Origin of the sequence: Sphingobacterium sp. UBA5639 (genome assembly GCF_002421245.1) — a bacterium.
GTDB classification, from domain to species: Bacteria; Bacteroidota; Bacteroidia; order Sphingobacteriales; family Sphingobacteriaceae; genus Sphingobacterium; species Sphingobacterium multivorum.
In genome coordinates this window covers 128,254-145,563 of record NZ_DIJR01000014.1, presented here as the reverse complement: position 1 = coordinate 145,563, position 17,310 = coordinate 128,254, and the positions used below count along the sequence as shown (strand labels likewise).

14 protein-coding genes are annotated in these 17,310 nt (G+C 38.4%); 6 read left to right on the top strand and 8 right to left on the bottom strand.

Features of this window, described 5'->3' with window-relative positions; translation table 11 throughout:
- The 3 genes from B4Z90_RS10455 to B4Z90_RS10445 form a co-directional block, all read left to right on the top strand.
- Nucleotides 1-228 (top strand): hypothetical protein (locus B4Z90_RS10455; protein WP_286802157.1); only part of this gene is annotated, 228 nt, incomplete at its 5' end.
- Nucleotides 229-236: 8 nt separating this feature from the next.
- Nucleotides 237-1,346 (top strand): N-acetylglucosamine-6-phosphate deacetylase, encoded by a 1,110-nt coding sequence (gene nagA / locus B4Z90_RS10450; RefSeq protein WP_286802156.1) that lies wholly within the window; start codon nt 237-239, stop codon nt 1,344-1,346.
- Nucleotides 1,347-1,421: 75 nt separating this feature from the next.
- A complete protein-coding gene (locus B4Z90_RS10445) occupies nt 1,422-1,901 on the top strand; it encodes a DoxX family protein (RefSeq protein ID WP_286802154.1) in 480 nt (159 codons plus the stop codon).
- 171 nt (nt 1,902-2,072) lie between these two features.
- Here the strand turns inward: B4Z90_RS10445 and B4Z90_RS10440 are convergent, their stop codons facing one another.
- From B4Z90_RS10440 to B4Z90_RS10420, 5 genes are read right to left on the bottom strand one after another with little or no spacing between them, the layout of a single operon-like run.
- A complete protein-coding gene (locus tag B4Z90_RS10440; RefSeq protein ID WP_286802152.1) occupies nt 2,073-2,654 on the bottom strand; it encodes a hypothetical protein in 582 nt (193 codons plus the stop codon).
- On the bottom strand, nt 2,651-5,365 hold the full coding sequence (locus B4Z90_RS10435) for a GH116 family glycosyl hydrolase (RefSeq protein ID WP_286802151.1): 2,715 nt from the start codon (nt 5,363-5,365) through the stop codon (nt 2,651-2,653). The genes B4Z90_RS10440 and B4Z90_RS10435 overlap by 4 nt, the downstream gene beginning before the upstream one ends.
- A gap of 19 nt (nt 5,366-5,384) precedes the next feature.
- Entirely contained in the window at nt 5,385-7,028 is a 1,644-nt protein-coding gene (locus B4Z90_RS10430; RefSeq protein ID WP_286802150.1) for a RagB/SusD family nutrient uptake outer membrane protein, read from the bottom strand.
- 5 nt (nt 7,029-7,033) lie between these two features.
- The gene (locus tag B4Z90_RS10425; RefSeq protein WP_286802148.1) at nt 7,034-10,330 is read right to left on the bottom strand and encodes a SusC/RagA family TonB-linked outer membrane protein; all 3,297 of its coding nucleotides are present in this window, start codon (nt 10,328-10,330) and stop codon (nt 7,034-7,036) included.
- A 34-nt stretch (nt 10,331-10,364) separates the two neighbouring features.
- Complete coding sequence (locus B4Z90_RS10420; protein WP_286802147.1) at nt 10,365-11,390, bottom strand: FecR family protein; 1,026 nt, start codon at nt 11,388-11,390, stop codon at nt 10,365-10,367.
- A 182-nt stretch (nt 11,391-11,572) separates the two neighbouring features.
- Here B4Z90_RS10420 and B4Z90_RS10415 point away from each other — a divergent pair, with 182 nt between their 5' ends.
- Entirely contained in the window at nt 11,573-12,190 is a 618-nt protein-coding gene (locus tag B4Z90_RS10415; protein ID WP_286802146.1) for an RNA polymerase sigma factor, read from the top strand.
- A gap of 17 nt (nt 12,191-12,207) precedes the next feature.
- Here B4Z90_RS10415 and B4Z90_RS10410 read toward each other — a convergent pair whose 3' ends face one another.
- Together B4Z90_RS10410 and B4Z90_RS10405 are read right to left on the bottom strand one after the other, a co-directional pair.
- On the bottom strand, nt 12,208-12,351 hold the full coding sequence (locus tag B4Z90_RS10410) for a hypothetical protein (protein ID WP_286802144.1): 144 nt from the start codon (nt 12,349-12,351) through the stop codon (nt 12,208-12,210).
- 1 nt (nt 12,352) lies between these two features.
- Nucleotides 12,353-12,541: a hypothetical protein gene (locus B4Z90_RS10405; protein WP_286802143.1), complete on the bottom strand. Its 189-nt coding sequence runs from the start codon at nt 12,539-12,541 to the stop codon at nt 12,353-12,355.
- 1,228 nt (nt 12,542-13,769) lie between these two features.
- Between B4Z90_RS10405 and B4Z90_RS10400 the strand changes: the two genes are divergently transcribed.
- The gene (locus B4Z90_RS10400) at nt 13,770-14,882 is read left to right on the top strand and encodes an acyltransferase family protein (protein WP_286802142.1); all 1,113 of its coding nucleotides are present in this window, start codon (nt 13,770-13,772) and stop codon (nt 14,880-14,882) included.
- Here the strand turns inward: B4Z90_RS10400 and B4Z90_RS10395 are convergent.
- Nucleotides 14,879-15,373 carry a YdcF family protein gene (locus B4Z90_RS10395; RefSeq protein ID WP_286802140.1) on the bottom strand — a complete coding sequence of 165 codons (495 nt, stop codon included), beginning with the start codon at nt 15,371-15,373 and terminating at the stop codon, nt 14,879-14,881. The genes B4Z90_RS10400 and B4Z90_RS10395 overlap by 4 nt on opposite strands.
- A 251-nt stretch (nt 15,374-15,624) precedes the next feature.
- Here B4Z90_RS10395 and B4Z90_RS10390 point away from each other — a divergent pair, with 251 nt between their 5' ends.
- A complete protein-coding gene (locus B4Z90_RS10390) occupies nt 15,625-17,205 on the top strand; it encodes a discoidin domain-containing protein (RefSeq protein ID WP_286802139.1) in 1,581 nt (526 codons plus the stop codon).
- The last annotated feature ends 105 nt before the right edge of the window (nt 17,206-17,310 follow it).

Below are 17,310 nucleotides of genomic sequence, written 5' to 3'. Positions count from 1 at the left end.
CCAAGAAGTCTGCTTGATCCATTAAACTCCTTCAAAACTAGCCAAAGTATTTTCCAAAATCATTTTGACAGCGAAATTTCAGCGAATAAATTCCAATCTCGAGGCAATCGTTTACAAATCTATCTATTCTATTTTTTGATTTATAACAGTGCTTTAGTTACTAAATATTTTCAAGCTATATTTAATGTGACTCCTAATAAGTCTTTGCGCTTAAATATTAAATTTTAAATATTCATATGATAAAAGTACTCCATAATCTACAGATAATTTCAGACGGTGAGATTATTAAAAACAAAGCGATTATTATTTCTAATGACAAAATATTGGGAATAACTGACCGCTCGGTACTTTCAACGAATTTTGAAAAAATTGATTGTAATGGTTTTTACGTTACACCAGGATTCATAGACCTTCAGGTTTATGGAAGTAGTGGCAATCTATTGAGTGCGAAAAGAGATGTTGATACCTTGGCCCAAATGGAGCACGATTTGATTTCGCAAGGAACAACAGGATTCTTAGCTACCATTGCAACCAGTTCCCTAAATGATACCGAAGAAGTTATACATGTTGCACGTGAGTATTATAAAGTTTGCCAAGGGAACTTTTTAGGTTTACATTTAGAGGGGCCTTTTCTAAACCCTGAACAGAAGGGTGCACATCCTGTTAATTTAATCAGAAAATCTTCTTTTGATCTCGTAAAAAAATGGGTGCGTATGGGAGAAGGAGTAATTAAGATGATGACACTGGCTCCGGAACTTCAAGATGATCAAGTACTACGATTTTTAACAAATGAAGGTATCATTCTGTCCTGTGGACATAGTAATGCAACATATCAGGAAGCGAAAAGATTCTTAAATAATCCTGTCAAAGCTGTTACTCATCTATTTAATGCGATGCCACAGATGCATCATCGCCATCCGGGATATATACCTGCTGTTTTTGAAGAACGACCCTACACAAGTATAATTCCAGACGGCATCCATGTGGATTTCGCAATGGCAAGAATAGCAAAGAGAGAATTGGGTTCCAAGCTATTTTTTATCACAGATGCTGTTATAAGAACTAATATCGGTCAATTTATTCATATAGATAAAGGTGATCACTTTGAACTGCCAGACGGAACAATATCGGGTTCGAATCTTACCATGTTGAAATGTGTTGAGAATGGTTTTGTACATTTGAACATTGGGCTTCCAGAAGCCGTAAATATGGCTACAAAATATCCTGCTCGTTTAGTTCAATTAAACAAAGGCGAAATTAAAGCCGGCTATGATGCTGATTTAGTTTTATTCAACAGTGAATTTGAAATTCAGCAGGTATTTATGGCAGGAAAACTAAAAATATAAAAAAGATTCGCAGATCAATAAATCGTTATAACCATTTAATAGCAAAAAAATACTTCACAAAAAAATCTAAAGAATATGGAATCAGTTAACAATTTTCAAAATAAATTTGGAATGAGCACATATGTTGTCGCTAGGGTTCTTATCGGACTGTTTTTTACCATTACAGGCTTTAACAAATTATTTCATCCTATTTTTCAGGAACGTATGTTAAATACGATCAGTAAAATTGGATTCCCTTATCCTCAGTTTACGGCAAACTTTACTGCGACTTTTGAATGCATATTCGGTCTATTTTTGTTGATTGGACTATTTACCCGTATAAGTTCAGCAGGTTTAATTATCATTATCCTAGTTGCCCTTATAAGCCATGATTTAAATTCGATTCCAAAAGAGCTGCTGCCAAGTTTGGATGCAGGAAAAATATACCCGATGGATCCATTTACATGGCTAAGTTATTTTCTTTACCTTCCACAAGTGTTGTACTTATTATTACTTTTCATTTTTTTAGGGTATGGTTATGGAAAGGTCGGTTTTGATAGGTATGTTCAAAAATGAAAAATTATTTTATTCTCTCTTTTTTCAAATTTTGGCTTAAGTATAAGATCGGAGAAAAGTACAAAATTAAGGAATAAAAATTATAGACAACCTTCAAATTGAGAAGCATTCAAAGAAATCATTGAATGCCTCCAACTAAACCTAAATTATTATGATAAAAAGTTCGGATAGCTAATTACCGGAGTCTCCTTTCTTTATTTTGTCCCGCAGTAAAATTTCTTTGTCAACATTCCAATACTTACAATCCAGCTCCATGAAAACAGAAGAGTATGGCATGACAGCATTTGTTTTGAGAACCAATACCTTAAACAGTTTTGATGCAGCGTCCATTTTAGAAAAGATCTCGTTGTGCGAGATCACCGAATACGACTCTTTGGGATAAATCCTGTATAAGTCTTTTTTAAACTTTTCTATTCCCGGAACGAGCTCTTCATTCAAATAATCAAGCTCAAGATCCTTGTATAGGATTGGTTTAACATGTGCCTGCTCCCCTACTTGGTTCTTTACTTCATTCAATACATCCACCAGTTGTTCATTTGTCTCAATAATTTGAATATTTTCATCTGCAAGTAGCGGAAATGCTTTGTCTACCACCAACAACCAGTTTCGATGTCCCAATTGAGGTAATTCGGTCTGAAGTTGCTTCTTCCAACTTGTTGATTTCTGTCCATCGGGAACCGGGGTTTTATTTGGCTGACAGCTTATAAATAAAACCGAAAACACAAGCAATAAATAACTTATTCTTTTCTTCATATGATCTGGATTGAAAGTTCTTCCCCTTTTTTAATTAAAGTAGGATTTTTTAAAACAATGTTGATCTTTCCATCTGCAATCAGAGCATCTTGAACTTGGCAAGTCTTTTGGTCCAACCTAATTGTGATATTTTTCTTTGATAGCTGTTTTTTTACGTAGACGTTCAGCGAAATTTCACCAAGTTCTAACTGTCCTTTTTCAAGCTTCAGGGAAGCGTTAAATTCAGTAACAGATGACCGCTGTGAAAAGCTTCCCCAGCCCTCCGCAGCTGTAAATGCAGCTTTAAAATCTTGAGGATTAATTTTAGGGTCAAAGCCGATCTGCTTCTTTGGACCATGGTAGGTAAATCCACAAGCACTAATAAATGTACCATAACTTGCCATGGCTCTGGCATAATGGTCACTGCATTCGATTTCATTAAATGGGTTTCGCTTCAATGCATGATATCGATCGTGAATCTTACGGGTAAGAATTAAACCTTCATCCACCATTCCCTCTGCAAGCATATGGGCCGCTACCTGATGTTCAAATCCACTCATACATTCATGAAAATATCCCAACTGCCAGGTTTCATTCTCTCCATAAGCATTTTTCTCGTTCTTGGGATTGGTGTTCATCACCATTCCTCCATCCCCTGCAAGTGCATATGGCCTACCCTGAAGATGTGTTTTTATATAAGGTCCTACGTCCGGTGTAAAATTGTAATTCCACAGGGCACGAAGAGCAGACATGGTTTTTTCTTTAGAATTTACCCGTGGAAGTCCAACCTGGAAAGTCCACGCTTGTCCATATACTTGATCAATGTGGCAGGTATTGTAAGAACCCAATTTCTTTCTACCAAATTCTTTGTTAGGCCTATGGATATAATACTCGCCATTAAACAGCTGCTCATCCATATTTTTGCTCCCTTTACTGAAATATTCGGCACAAACCCTTTGAAAGTTTTTGTCACCGACTTCTTCAGCCATTAGTTCGCCTGCTTTTACTGCTGCCAAACAGAGGCCGACAATCCAGGCAATCTCTCCTTCCCAAACGGCATCCAGTGTATTTTCCATTGGTGTATCTGTCATGCCATCACCGTTCTTGTCCTGATCCAGGATAAACTGAGTCACTTTTTTAATCGCGGACCAGTTTGTTTTTAAGAATTGACTGTCTTTGCTCGTCTGATGATCACGGTAGGTCCTTAAGATCACTCCAGCCTGACCATCAATCGCAGGTCTAGTCTCATATTCTGCCCTGAATATTATTGCTCCAGAATCTTTCACAAATCCCACTCCATAATCAGTAGTTTCGCGCAGATTTCTCTCTAAACCAGGGAAAATTCTGCCCATAGCCTGACCGTACTGCCAGACGTGGGTGCAAGTGCCGGCGCAGGCGCCCACGCCTTCCCATCCCCAGAATCGACCGGTTGCAAAACGCATCGTATTTGCTGTTGCCAAGGTTCCAATGTTAACAAAAGTTCGATCAATGAACCAGTATGGTAAAGTTGTATCATTCCAGGTCTTTACCCAAGTCATGGTATCATTGTCTAATTGCGACTTGTTTGCTGAATAATATTTCAGTACATCAACTGCGTCTTTAAACTTCTTACCAAACCAGTATCCTTCCTTGGCATCGGACAGACGTTTTATCAATTGCGGATGTGGATTGTTAAAATACCAGGCAACAGCATAATTGAACTTCTTTGAATCTGAACCCGAAACTTTTTGGCGGGAACTTATTGCCGCAACTTGCATTTTGTCAAAATCTTCTACGCGTTTTTCTTCAGTATCGACAAAATTATTCGGATTAATTGGCCATTCCTGAATACTTGTCACCAGCTTAATCGCTGGATCATGGCACATAAATGCCATGTTACCATAGTCACCTGCTGTGAGATCCTGTGAAGCTACCTGATCGCATGAGAATTGAATTATCTTATGTGTCGTATATGATCTGTCTAGCTCAGCTACTTTATTTACGCTTTTGAAATCTTTTCTACCTTTGTGCACCCCATTTTCCATCCATCCGATCAACTCCACGTCCAGATCCGCATTGGATTTATTTCTTACCTCAATCTGAAATGTGGTCAATGGTAAAGATGAATTATCTTCATCCAGGGGAATAAATGGAGAAAATGCGGTCAACTCAACATCCACCGGGAACGTTTCACTGCTATAGGTAACTTTACAGCTTGGATAAGAAGGTTCAAAGATTATTTCGTCCCAATCGTTTTCATTCAGGTCTTTCTGAAAGAGCTCTCCCGATTTTCTTACAACGACCTTAAAACCCTGTTCGAATTTCCGCAGGTTATCTGCAATAGCAGGCTCAATATAGGCCGACCCATCTCTCGGTCTCACCTTGACCATTTCCTTTCCATTGTCCCACTGTAAAATTTTGGTTTCTATCCCCTCTTTCAGACCATCGTAGGCATCATTGAAGATCTGCCACAACCACAATCTGCCATCACCACCAATATAAACAGTACCAGTATGGAGTCCTCCAACAGGCATACCGATATATTTCAGTTCGTTTTTACTTTTTCTATATTGTATTTTATCTCCCTTTTGGTAGAGTGACTTTATCCATTCCGCAGGATATCCTTTGTCCAATGGAATATTGTGCATAGGTTGATCCCAGGCAAACATAGTGGTTGACCAGACGGGGTAATTAGCAGCTAATACACCCAGTCCAAGTAGACCCGATTTCTTTAAAAAGTTTCTTCTGTCCATTTTTCCGTTTATATTCATTTTACCAGCCTGCATTTTGAGGCAACAATTTTTGGTTTTTGTCTATGGCTTCTTGTGGTATTGGCCAAAGGTAATGTTTACTTTTGTCGAACACCCGATTTTGTGCCAAAAATTTAGGTTTGGTCCAGTCTCCAATTGGGTCATTTTTATCACTATTGATACCATACGCGGGCTTGCTTAAGACATCCTCAGCAATTTTCCATCGTAGGATATCGAAGTACCGCTTATGTTCAGCGACAAACTCATGTCTTCTTTCTTCACGGATAATCTGGCGCATTTCGTTTTTGTCGCTCAGCTGGGCCGTTGTTATCGCGGGAAGTCCAGCCCGTTTCCTTACCTGATCCAAGACTGTTTTTATTTGTATATCTCCCGGTTTGTACTCGTTTAACGCTTCTGCAACGATCAAAAGTGTTTCAGCATATCTATAAATTGGCCAGTTGGCAAATCCTTCGCTCGGTTTACTGTAGTTTGGTTCATTAAACTTCAAATACATATAACCTGTTAATCCACCACCTTCACTGTTGATCTTTTCACTTTGATTATACGCTGGATGGGGTTGGTACGGTGTGTATTGACCATTAGGCCTTAAAACGGGAACACCTGGTAACATAAAGGTTTGCGTAAGTCGTTTGTCACGGTTTGCCCAGGGATCTTGCTTATTATACAAAGGCGACGCTGTAATTGTCTTACCGTCTGTACACAGATAGGAATCTACCAAATCTCTTGTCGGACAAAAAGATGCCCAGCCATTTCCTGTAATCCCGGTACCTGAGGGTGAAGCCAATACCGGTAACATGTGAGTTATTTTATCTTGAACATATTGGTAAGCCAAGATCGTTTCATCCATATTACGGTTGTTATCCTGTTTAAAGATATCGGCATAATTATCAATCAATTTATAACCTAAATTCAATACTTGGGCTGCTGCATCAGCTGCTCCTTTCCATAAAGTGGCATCACTAGTCCCTTCATGGAACTGCTTGATGCTAGCCTGATATAACAAAACATTAGCCTTGAGCATCAAGGCTGCCCCTTTTGTAATTCTGCCGGCATCGGCGCCAGTGTATTTGTCTGGTAAATTGTTAATAGCAAAATCTGCGTTTTCCAATGCGTATTTTAGCACTTCCTCTTTTTTTGTTCGAGGAAGACTACTCTCATCCAGCGCAACTGGACTCTCCTTAATTAACGGAATATCGCCAAAAAGCTGAACCATTCGAAGGTATCTCATACCAATCACAACCCTTGCCTCAGCTTCAAATCTCTTTTTCTTATTTTCATCAAAACTCATCCCACGTAGACGTTCCAAGAAATAGAGACCTTTTCTAATTTGATCATACTTCCATTCTTCTTTCAGGTAGCCCGTGGCGGCATTATGATTCCCCATACTGATATAGCCCAAGCCAGCCTCTCCCCAGGCATTGGTCATGACAGAATTATCACTTTGACAGTCTCGCCAGAAATCTCTTGAATCTGGAAGTGCGGTGTATACCGCATTAAGTCCCACCATTGCATCATTTTCTGTTTGCCAAAAAGTATTTTCTGATGCCTGAGATAATGGTTCTCGGTCAAGAAAGCCCGAGCATGCGCTTGTACTTATGATAAAGGTGATCGCAAATGCAATCTTGCTTATATTTCGATAGTTCATTGTGTTTAAAATTTAAGATTTACGCCAAAAGAATAAGTTCTGGATAATGGATAGTAAGATCCTTCAGGATCAAATCCAGGATAATTGGTAATTGTTGCTAAATTCTGACCGGATATGAAAGCCCGAAGATTAGAGATTTTCAGACGTTCAAGAAACCCGCCAGTAAAATTGTAGCCGATCTGTACATTCTGAATTTTCAGATAATTCGCGCTTCGCAGCCAAAAATCGGAGTACTGCGTATCATTGGACGTATATTGCAAGGAGAGTCTCGGGTAACTTGCATTTGGGTTTTCAGTCGTCCAGTTATCCAAATGCATCGGTCTTGCATTCTGCGCAAGAAAAAATGCCCAGCCCTCATAGTTCGAAATATATCTGGCGTTCTGTAAAGCTCCATAGGCGTTCATCGATACATCGATATTTTTCCAGCCAAAACCAAGATTGAATCCATATCTAATAACGGGCTTATCTCTTAAAATTACCCGATCATCGCCATTGATTTGCCCATCCCCATTGATGTCTTCAAATTTTATATTACCGGGAAATACGTTGGTTCCCTGTGAAGGACTACTTTTTATTTCCTCTTCGGATTGGAAAAGGCCAATAGCGCGGTAACCGTATGGAAGATTATAGGTATGTCCTACGTCTGTAAAAGTCGAATTACCAATCCAGGGTCCTGTACCTGCCAGATCTTTAACCTTATTTGTGGCATAGGAAGTATTGGCGTTGAAAAACCAGTTCCAGTCATTCTTACGATCCTGATAACCCAACTGAAATTCCATCCCTTTACTCTCCATGCTTAAGAGATTTGTTAATGGCCCCCCTAATCCAAATTCCAAGGGTACGGGTGGTGCATAAAGAATGTTGTTTCTATTATTAATAAAATATTCTGCGGTAAAATTGATCTTGTTCAGCAAACCCAAATCAATTGCAAAATTGGTTTGTTTGGATTCCTCCCAGCTGATAGTGGGGTTAATGGAAACATTATTCCATGCTCCTGGGACTACGACACCATTTAAACCATACATGGCCGGATTATAGGTTAGAATTGCCGATGTCGCATAATAACCAACTTTTTCGGCATCGCCCAAAATTCCCCAGGAGGCCCTCGCTTTTAAGTTGGTAATGACATCCGAATGGAAGAGGTCTTCCTTATGAACATTCCATCCAGCTGAAAAGGATGGAAATACTCCCCAACGATGACCTTTGGCGAATCGAGATGAACCGTCTGCTCTTAAATTTGCCTGGAAAAGGTACTTTCCATTGAAATCGTAATTTAAACGAGAAAAGTAAGACTGAATAGCGACGTCACTTGCATCCCCTTTAGCCTGCATATTACCTTGTCCACCGCTATTTAACACATCAATATTGGCAAAAGGTAAGGCATCTCTGAATGCGGAGAAATTGGACGTATTGAAATACTCCTGCGAGTAACCGACCAATACTTTAAAGTTATGATTATCAAAATTAAAACCATAATCACCTGTAAATTGTAACATATTTCGGTAGCTATTCGACACAGCATCAGTTAAATTTGTCACCCGGTTTTGTACAGTTGCTACTTCCCCAGCGTCATTATAAAGGTTATAACTCAATACTCTATTTTTGCTCCAGTTATCAAATGTGTAACGGGAAAAGTTTGCTTTTAGCTCCATGCCTTTGATAGGTTTAAAAGCTACTTCAAAAATTCCCATCAGCTCCTTATACTTTTGCTTGTTGAATCCAGACTCATAAACTCCAGCTATCGGATTGTTAACCATAGATGAGCCAGGCCCATATTGACCCACAGCATTCCGAACCTTATAGATTGGTGCAACCCGAGTAGCCTGAGTCTGCCAAATCTCTGTACCACCCTGCGGTGCATCGATATAGGTTTCTGTATATTGAATATTCGCTCTAGCACTCAGATTTTCGGTAATCTTAAACGTCATATCCGGCTTTAAGATGATCCGATTATAATTATTATTGGGTAATGTACCATCCTGATAGTCATGTGAAGCTGAAAATCGGTATTTCATTTTCTCCGTATTACCGGAAAAAGCGAGGTAATTATTGGTAATCGCTGAATTCTTTTTATAGATCTCTTCATACCACTTGACATCACCATATTTTCCGTTCCGCAGATCTTCCAATCCCTGTTGACCGTACAATGCCGGTTTTCCATCATTGATCAGGGCCTGATCCCATAATTTCATAAAATCCTCTGCTCCAACAAAATCAATCATGAATTGAGGCGATTGAAACCCCACACTGGAACTAATATTAACGGCAAGCTTATCTAGGGCCTGTCCACTTTTGGTTGTCACCAAGATAACGCCGTTTGCGGCGCGCGAACCGTAAATAGAGGCTGATGCGGCATCTTTTAGTACAGAAATACTCTCAATATCATTTGGGTTTAACGTATTGATGTTTCCTGGCATCCCATCGATCAATACCAAGGTTCCAGAACTACCGCCAATGGTGGACGTTCCCCGGATATTGACCGAAGCACCACTCCCTACCGCACCGCTGCCTTTGCTCACGTTCAAACCCGGAATAGTTCCAGCCAGCAACTCCTGAACGTTGGTTACAGGTCGGGAATTCATCGACTTAGCAACATCAACGACACCAAAAGAACCTGTTAAGTCTGACTTCTTTTGGCTACCGTACCCTACGACAATCACTTCTTGCAAATCATTACTTTTCTCCTCCAGGATAACCTTTAATACTTCTAGTGAAGACACAGTAACTAACTGGTTTTTATAGCCTATTGAATGAAAAGACAATGTATTCCCCACGGTGCTCTTGATCTCAAATTTTCCATTTTCATCTGTCGAAACCGATATATTACCTTCTATATCTTTAACGGTAACTCCTGAAAGATTTTTTCCCTGCGAATCGACCACTCTACCTACTATTGTCCGTTGTTGTTGAACCTCAGATAGCGATGATGAACTGTTATTCCTTGGTTTAGGAGATCCGATAGACTGAATAATAAATTGTTTATTATTCACTTTGACCATTTTTAATTTTTTTAGACGAAGAATTTCGGGAAGATTCTTTAATTGGGCTTTCGACAGATCGACACTTTCAAAAACCACGTCTTCAATAGTCTTATCGGAATAGACAAAATAAACATCTTCAATTTTGGAAATCCGGTCCAAAAGCTGAACAATTTTTAAATTGTAAGTAGTTGTTTTAAGCCCAATCTGATAACTCCATCTGCTATTCTTTAGGTAAGAATTTCCATAGGAAGGAAAAGATTGAGCAGTAAGTGATGTTGCAAGACAACAGCTTACAATGAATTTAAACTTATCATTAATCATAGTTAAGGATTGTGTTTTGGTTTATTGATATTAATTAATATTGGTTGGCTTCTGTAATCAACACCTGATTACCGATATGTGAAATCTTTAGGTTATAAAAATTTTCTAAGGTTTGGTAGAGGTCAGACTCATTCTCAAGTTTGATCTTGCCACTAATTGTGTTATTTAGACGTTCTTTGGAAAGCTGGATATTGAAGTCGCGGTCTTGGCTAATTTGGAGCCAATCCAAAATTTCTTTTAATCTGGTATTATTCAAATTCAGAACTCCAGTATTCCACGCAGCAAAGAAATTGGGATTAATCGTTAATTTCACTAGCTGACCATGATGACTTTTAAAAACCTCACCAGGCTTCATTAATGCATAACCAGAGCGGTCACTAACTTTTACTTTACCCTCAAACAAGGCTACACTTTGGGATTTTCGTGTTCCGATAAAATTGAATTTAGTACCTAAAACCTCGACTTTAAATCCCTCATGTTCTACTTCAAACGGTACTCGTTTTCTTTGTTTTTCCTTTTTTGCGACTTCCAAATAGCCTTCTCCCTCAATTGTCAAAAGTCGAATTGTATCATTAAAAGAAAAAATAGCTTTTGAATTTTTATTTAATGTTAGCCTTGTACTATCAGGCAGAAGGAACGTTTCTTTTTTTTCTGTGGTAAAAAAGGAAACACTATTTTTCTGGACTCCGATCGGTTTATTAATCCACCAGATGGCTCCTAACAGTGTGGCAATAAAAATTGCTGCGTATGGAAACAATCTATTTAGATAGGGTAATATTCTCGAAGTATTAGAAGAGTCCTGCTGTGTCGAATCACTAATTTTTAATGCAATCATCTCCCATACCTCATTTTGCTCTTCATTACCATCAAAAACATTATTTTCATAATATTTGATCGTGTAAAAGGATCTTGCTAGGTCTTTAACAGCAAAGTATTTATTATTTTTTCTAAACCAACTGTCCCATTCCGTTTGATCAATAAAAATAGGTCGTGAGGTGAATTCATTAAAATGAGCTTCAGCGTATAATTGTTCAAGTAGATTATCGTCAATTTTATTCATTGGTAAGTAACCCTTTTTTGGTTTATATCCAGTAGACACTCATTTTTAAAATAGTGCCGCATTATTTTTCATAAATTTCATAAACAACAGATAAACAATCACTTAATTTTTATTAGGTAGAATAATTTGTAAGTTTTATGGGAATTGATAGATTTGCTTTTAATAAATTATGTTAATCTACCATGTCAGACGATTTGATATTTATATGGGGGAACTTTGTTAGAGGTAATTCTATTGCTTTTAAACAGGTCTACGACAACTGTTTTGAGTCTATCTATTTATATGGCCAACAGTTCAGTAAAGATCCTCAAACTATCAAAGATGTCATCCAAAATACATTTATCAAAGTTTGGGAAAAGAAAGAAAGCCTTGCTGAGGTTCGAAATCCCAAAGCATACCTTATGCAAATGTTCCGAAATCAGATGTTAAATCTTATCCGTTTTAATAAGAACAATCCACTGTATTCAACGGAAATTGATGCGGATAATTATGATTTCAAACTAGCTGTCCCCGTCGAACTAGACATTATTGAAAAAGAGAGAACGGACGAGATACAAAAAAAATTAAAAGATGCATTTAAAACATTGACAGCAAAACAGAAGGAGATCATTTATCTTAAATATGTTAAAGGACTAGAATTTAAAGAGATAAGTGACATTATGGAAATTAATACGCGATCTGCATACAAGTTACACCATCGTACTTTATTAAATCTGAAGAGTCAATTAGGCAATATTGATAACATGCTATTATTAGCCTATTTAACTTGGTACACAAAAGAGATTTATAGCATATTTTAGCCTCAAATTGTTCGACATTAACGGACTGAACGAATAGCAATATTTCCCTTGTTTTTTTGAATATCTTCCTGATTCTCTTTGTCGGAACATGAAATAGCACATAGTGAGCTTGATCCTATTGCAAAGGCCAGACTATAAATACGGATAAACTTTTTCATCATCTTATAAATCAAAATCTCTACTGTTGGACCAACCAGATTCATATTGTCGCTCTGTAGGAGTCTGACTTGAACTTTCTGAACCTGTTTTAAAATTTGCCGAACCTGCAGCAACTGAGTTTTCAAACTCAATCTGAAACATCTCAATCCTTGGTGGAATGTAAATTTCTTTGTTTTTAGTTTTGTCTTTCATCTCATTTCTAATTTTAGTGTGTATATCGAATACTATTCATTTACAAATATTGGTGGTCGATTTTACGACCGTACAAAATTATAGATGATAAAAACACGATAAAAGGACAGATCAGGGAGGTATCAGGACCATTCAACTATCCTTAAATATTTTTTAAAATATTTAAGGTAAATCCCGTAAAAAATGTCAAATGGAGTTGTTCTGTCCACTGGCACCCTAGTTCACCGATTCAGCCGACTTAAAATTTATCAACTTAATTGATACGGCATGTTTGAGATTCGATACTCATAGATAGTGGATATACCTGCTGGCCCCAATATACAGTTTCTGCGCAGGTCGTTACATAAGCGTATATTCTTTCCTTCTTTCTCTTTTAATTTTTAGCTGCCGCAAATGAAATATCAAGCAGTGATCAAATTCGATATTTCTACAGTGCTTGTTCAGTGTTCGTTCAGTGCTTGTTCAGTGCTTACTCAGTGGTAACTGAATAAGCACTGACTAAACATTGTTTAAAAACTGATTCAAAATTGTTATTACCTCTAAATTGATATTAGGATGTATTGGTTTTAATGCTTATCTTAACTATCTATTATCAACCAATTGTGACAACCATCAAAAAAGGATCAGCTGGCTCGTAAATTACCATAACTGCTGATATCCGGGCTTTTAAACATTTAGATCCTTATTTTTCTAAAGGACGATAAGAACAAGTACAATTGGATTGACGATTCGGTATACAAGCCATTGAGATACACGATACATTATCGAGTCTATGTAACCAGCTACTTGCTAAACTTAAATCTTAACAGGTTAGACTTTTATACGGTCGATGACAAACAACCGAAATCAGATTTCCCCGAAAAAGCAGGATTGGTTCTCGCTGGACAACTTGATGAAAAAACTTTCAACAACAATCATCTCTTCTATTATTTATATTTATAAATGCTCAGCAGGATTTTCAATGGGCAAAAAGAGCTTCTCGATTTTCCATAAACTAACGGTCGAAAAAAGCCTTTGTGAATCGGACAGCTGCATATACCACTAACAAGTATTTTGAATTCGTATAAACGGTTCGGCACAAATACAAAAAAATGAGACTAACCATCGGGATTTTGATACAATATGATCAAAATCAAATGTGTTATTTCGCTATTTTCACCCATTCATTCCATAACATTTATAAAAAACCAGTAAGTCCATAGACATCTTCGAAATACAATCAGAAGCCATGAACAATAAAACCCTTTCTACAAAGCCACACTATCCCATTTTAGATGGACTACGAGGAGTCGCCGCGATTATCGTTGTCACCTTTCATCTCACAGAACCATTGGGAACTGGACACCTCGATATATTGGTCAACCATGGCTATCTGGCAGTTGACTTTTTCTTTCTTTTATCTGGCTTTGTGATCGGTTATGCCTATGATGATCGCTGGCATAACATGTCGATTGGCACTTTTTTTAAACGCCGTATTGAACGCCTCCAGCCGATGGTTATACTTGGCATGACTCTTGGCGCAATAGGCTTTTATTTTACAGATTCCACCATCTGGCCACTTATTCATACGGTCCCGATCTGGAAAATGCTTCTCGTAATGCTCATCGGTTATACGATTCTCCCTGTCCCTCTTTCTTTGGATATTCGTGGTTGGCAGGAAATGCACCCACTTAATAGTGTTGGCTGGTCATTGTTCTTTGAATATATTGCCAATATTCTATATGCTATCGGTATTCGTAAATTATCCAAAACAGCATTAGGCAGTTTGGTTCTTATTGCAGCTGTGGCGCTCGCCTATTTGGCGGTCGCAAGTCCTAATGGTGATGTTAGTGGTGGCTGGACATTAAGTGTTGAGCAAGTGCGGATAGGAATCACCCGCACCATGTACCCTTTTTTTGCTGGCCTCCTGCTATCCAGAATAACAAGTCCCAGCCGTATCCGATATGCATTTTTATACTGCAGCATTTTAATCGTCATTGTGTTGTATATGCCTCGTATAGGTGGAGCAGATCAGCTTTGGATGAACGGTGTATATGAGTCGGTATGCATTATCATTGTATTCCCCTTGATTGTTTACTTGGGCACAAGTAACGTATCAAGCAGCAGAATAGAAAATAAGCTCTGTAAGTTTTTGGGTGACATCTCCTACCCACTATACCTCGTACACTATCCTTTCGTTTATTTTTACGTTGCCTGGATCAGCAATAACAAGGATGTGACACTAGTGACAGCCTTGCCTTATGCCCTATTGATTTTGCTGGCGAGTATTGCACTGGCCTATGTCAGCTTGAAATGGTATGACGAACCTGTCCGTAAATGGCTCAGAAAGAAATTGGGTTAATAACTTTTCAATATTTTTTGAATGGCCTGTTGTTCATGCATTGACAACAAATTCAATTCTTCGGGACTAACAGTCGACTTCGCGGCAATGAACAGTACATTTGGGTAGTCGATGAGTTTGTATTGCAACAATTTCGCTCGCTCCATATGAAAATCAGAGGTAATCACGATGAAGAGGTCGGGAGAGATATTTTCGATGATCTCCTTTGATAGCATAAAATCTTCGTAAGTATTTGTGGATAGTACACATGGAAGTAAATCCCTCTCATAGACACCTCTTTCCATAAGATAAGCTTGAGCATAAGCGCCATGCGGCTTTTCTGTCCGATTGAAATGTTCACCCATTCCGCCGGTACATAAAATTACCGTCCCCTCATTATGACAATAGAAATTATAGGCGCATTCGTTTCTATTTAATGCCATAACGCTAAGTTGTCCCTGCTCATCATTGGGTGCGCCCAACAATAATATCAGGTTTTTAATTTTTTCCATACAATGTGATTATTCATACAACCAAATGTAATAAGACCTGAATGAACGCCAAGTAAGTGGTCGGTTAAATTTTGTCCTGTTACTATTAATTCATACTCATTACATGCGCAAATAAAATAAAATGTTACAAAACATTTTTCAAAGTTGTTTAATCAATCGATTGACTATACTAATTGTGATAAAAGTTTATTTTTTTACATAGCAATAAAAGATAGCTTAATTATATTTATTGATACACAATATAAACCATTATGAGAAAAATTTTAGATCTAATGCTTGCAACCCTCGCTTTAGGGGCTGCATCCTGTAACAAGACCTTGGTAAACACCGAAGAAAGTGTCGGCAGTCTCAAAGCAAAAACATCAAGTACCACCGTAACAAATGAATGGAGCAGTAACCCCTATAAGCTGAACGTCATTTATTTTGTTCCAAATGATGTTGATTCCATTCCCAATTTCAGAAAGCGTCTTAGCAAGATCCTTTTGGACGCCCAAAATATGTTTGCAAGCAATATGGATCGTGAAGGCTTCGGAAGAAAATCCTTCGGATTAGATCTAGTCAGTGACAGCTTGATAAACATCCATTACATCGCTGGAAAATATGGCAAAGCTACTTATCCATATTCGGGGGGTAGCGGAGCAGTGAAGGCGGAAGTGGACAGCTATTTTAATCAAAATCCGTCAGGAAAAAAAAGCGAACACAATCTAATCATTATTCCAACTTATAATACAGATCCGGCTAATCCCGGAGGTCCTCCATTCTATGGTACAGGCACCAGCTGTTACGCCTTAGATTATGTAAATCTGGACGCTAAAAACTTAGGAATAGGCGGCGATATTGGATGGAAAGCAACCGTATGGATCGGTGGAATGATTCACGAACTGGGCCACGGATTAAATGCCAGCCACAATAGGATGAACAAAACATTAGCACCAACTTTAGGTACGGCATTAATTGGTTCAGGCAATTCAACCTATGGAATCTCTACAACTTCATTGACCAGTACCACAGCAGCAACATTTAACAATAGCCAAGTATTTAGCACTGTGGCGAGAAGTGACTGGTATGCATCCGCTTCTGCAGAAATTACATCCTTGTCATCAAGCTTTGTGAACAATAAGATTATCATTTCCGGGAAATTTACGACAACAAAACCGGTCAATGACATTGTTGTCTGGCACGATAGAGAGCCTTTTGGTGTAAACAACGATTATGATGCCGTACAATGGGCCACAAAAATAATTGGCCAAGATAGCTTTCGATTCGAGTGTCCATTAGCGGATTTTTATGATCTGACAGGGAATTACGAAATGAGAATAGGGTTTCTCCATGCCAATGGAAGCCGTACAACCTTAGGGTATGCTTATAACTTCGTTAACAATGTACCCGATTTATCCAAGGTTGTTACCTATAGACTTTTACCGACAACAGGTTGGTCAATCGTCGCTAGCGATAGTAACGAGCCTGGATCACCGGCGAGCAATGTATTGGATATGAATAGAAGTACAGTGTGGCATACGCCCTGGTCGTCCACTCAAACTCCACAGCCTCACTTCTTCTCCATCAATATGGGGGCAGTACGTACCGTGAAAGGAGTTGCTTTCCGTAACCGCGACAATTTAAATGGAGCGATGAAAGATGTCAATATTTACTCAAGTACAAATGGTGTAAGCTGGACATTGATCAAAACGACGCAGCTAAGCAAAGTTGCTGGTTCCTGGATCAATGTCGATCTGAATGCCTCCGTTAACACCCAATACCTTAAAATAGAATCGACAAGTTCTTGGGGTGATTTCTTCTATTCTCATCTTGCAGACTTTGGTGCATATTAGTTTTTAAACCAATAGAATAGGCGGCCGGTATAACAAACAATACCGGCCTTCTTAAATTTGATCATCATCGAATTAATGAGATTCATCAATGCGGTTAGCGAATAA

Coding starts and splice junctions, on each gene's coding strand:
- nagA (WP_286802156.1), top strand. CDS start 237: ATGATAAAAGTACTCCATAATCTACAGATAATTTCAGACGGTGAGATT.
- B4Z90_RS10445 (WP_286802154.1), top strand. CDS start 1,422: ATGGAATCAGTTAACAATTTTCAAAATAAATTTGGAATGAGCACATAT.
- B4Z90_RS10440 (WP_286802152.1), bottom strand. CDS start 2,654: ATGAAGAAAAGAATAAGTTATTTATTGCTTGTGTTTTCGGTTTTATTT.
- B4Z90_RS10435 (WP_286802151.1), bottom strand. CDS start 5,365: ATGGACAGAAGAAACTTTTTAAAGAAATCGGGTCTACTTGGACTGGGT.
- B4Z90_RS10430 (WP_286802150.1), bottom strand. CDS start 7,028: ATGAACTATCGAAATATAAGCAAGATTGCATTTGCGATCACCTTTATC.
- B4Z90_RS10425 (WP_286802148.1), bottom strand. CDS start 10,330: ATGATTAATGATAAGTTTAAATTCATTGTAAGCTGTTGTCTTGCAACA.
- B4Z90_RS10420 (WP_286802147.1), bottom strand. CDS start 11,390: ATGAATAAAATTGACGATAATCTACTTGAACAATTATACGCTGAAGCT.
- B4Z90_RS10415 (WP_286802146.1), top strand. CDS start 11,573: ATGTCAGACGATTTGATATTTATATGGGGGAACTTTGTTAGAGGTAAT.
- B4Z90_RS10410 (WP_286802144.1), bottom strand. CDS start 12,351: ATGATGAAAAAGTTTATCCGTATTTATAGTCTGGCCTTTGCAATAGGA.
- B4Z90_RS10405 (WP_286802143.1), bottom strand. CDS start 12,541: ATGAAAGACAAAACTAAAAACAAAGAAATTTACATTCCACCAAGGATT.
- B4Z90_RS10400 (WP_286802142.1), top strand. CDS start 13,770: ATGAACAATAAAACCCTTTCTACAAAGCCACACTATCCCATTTTAGAT.
- B4Z90_RS10395 (WP_286802140.1), bottom strand. CDS start 15,373: ATGGAAAAAATTAAAAACCTGATATTATTGTTGGGCGCACCCAATGAT.
- B4Z90_RS10390 (WP_286802139.1), top strand. CDS start 15,625: ATGAGAAAAATTTTAGATCTAATGCTTGCAACCCTCGCTTTAGGGGCT.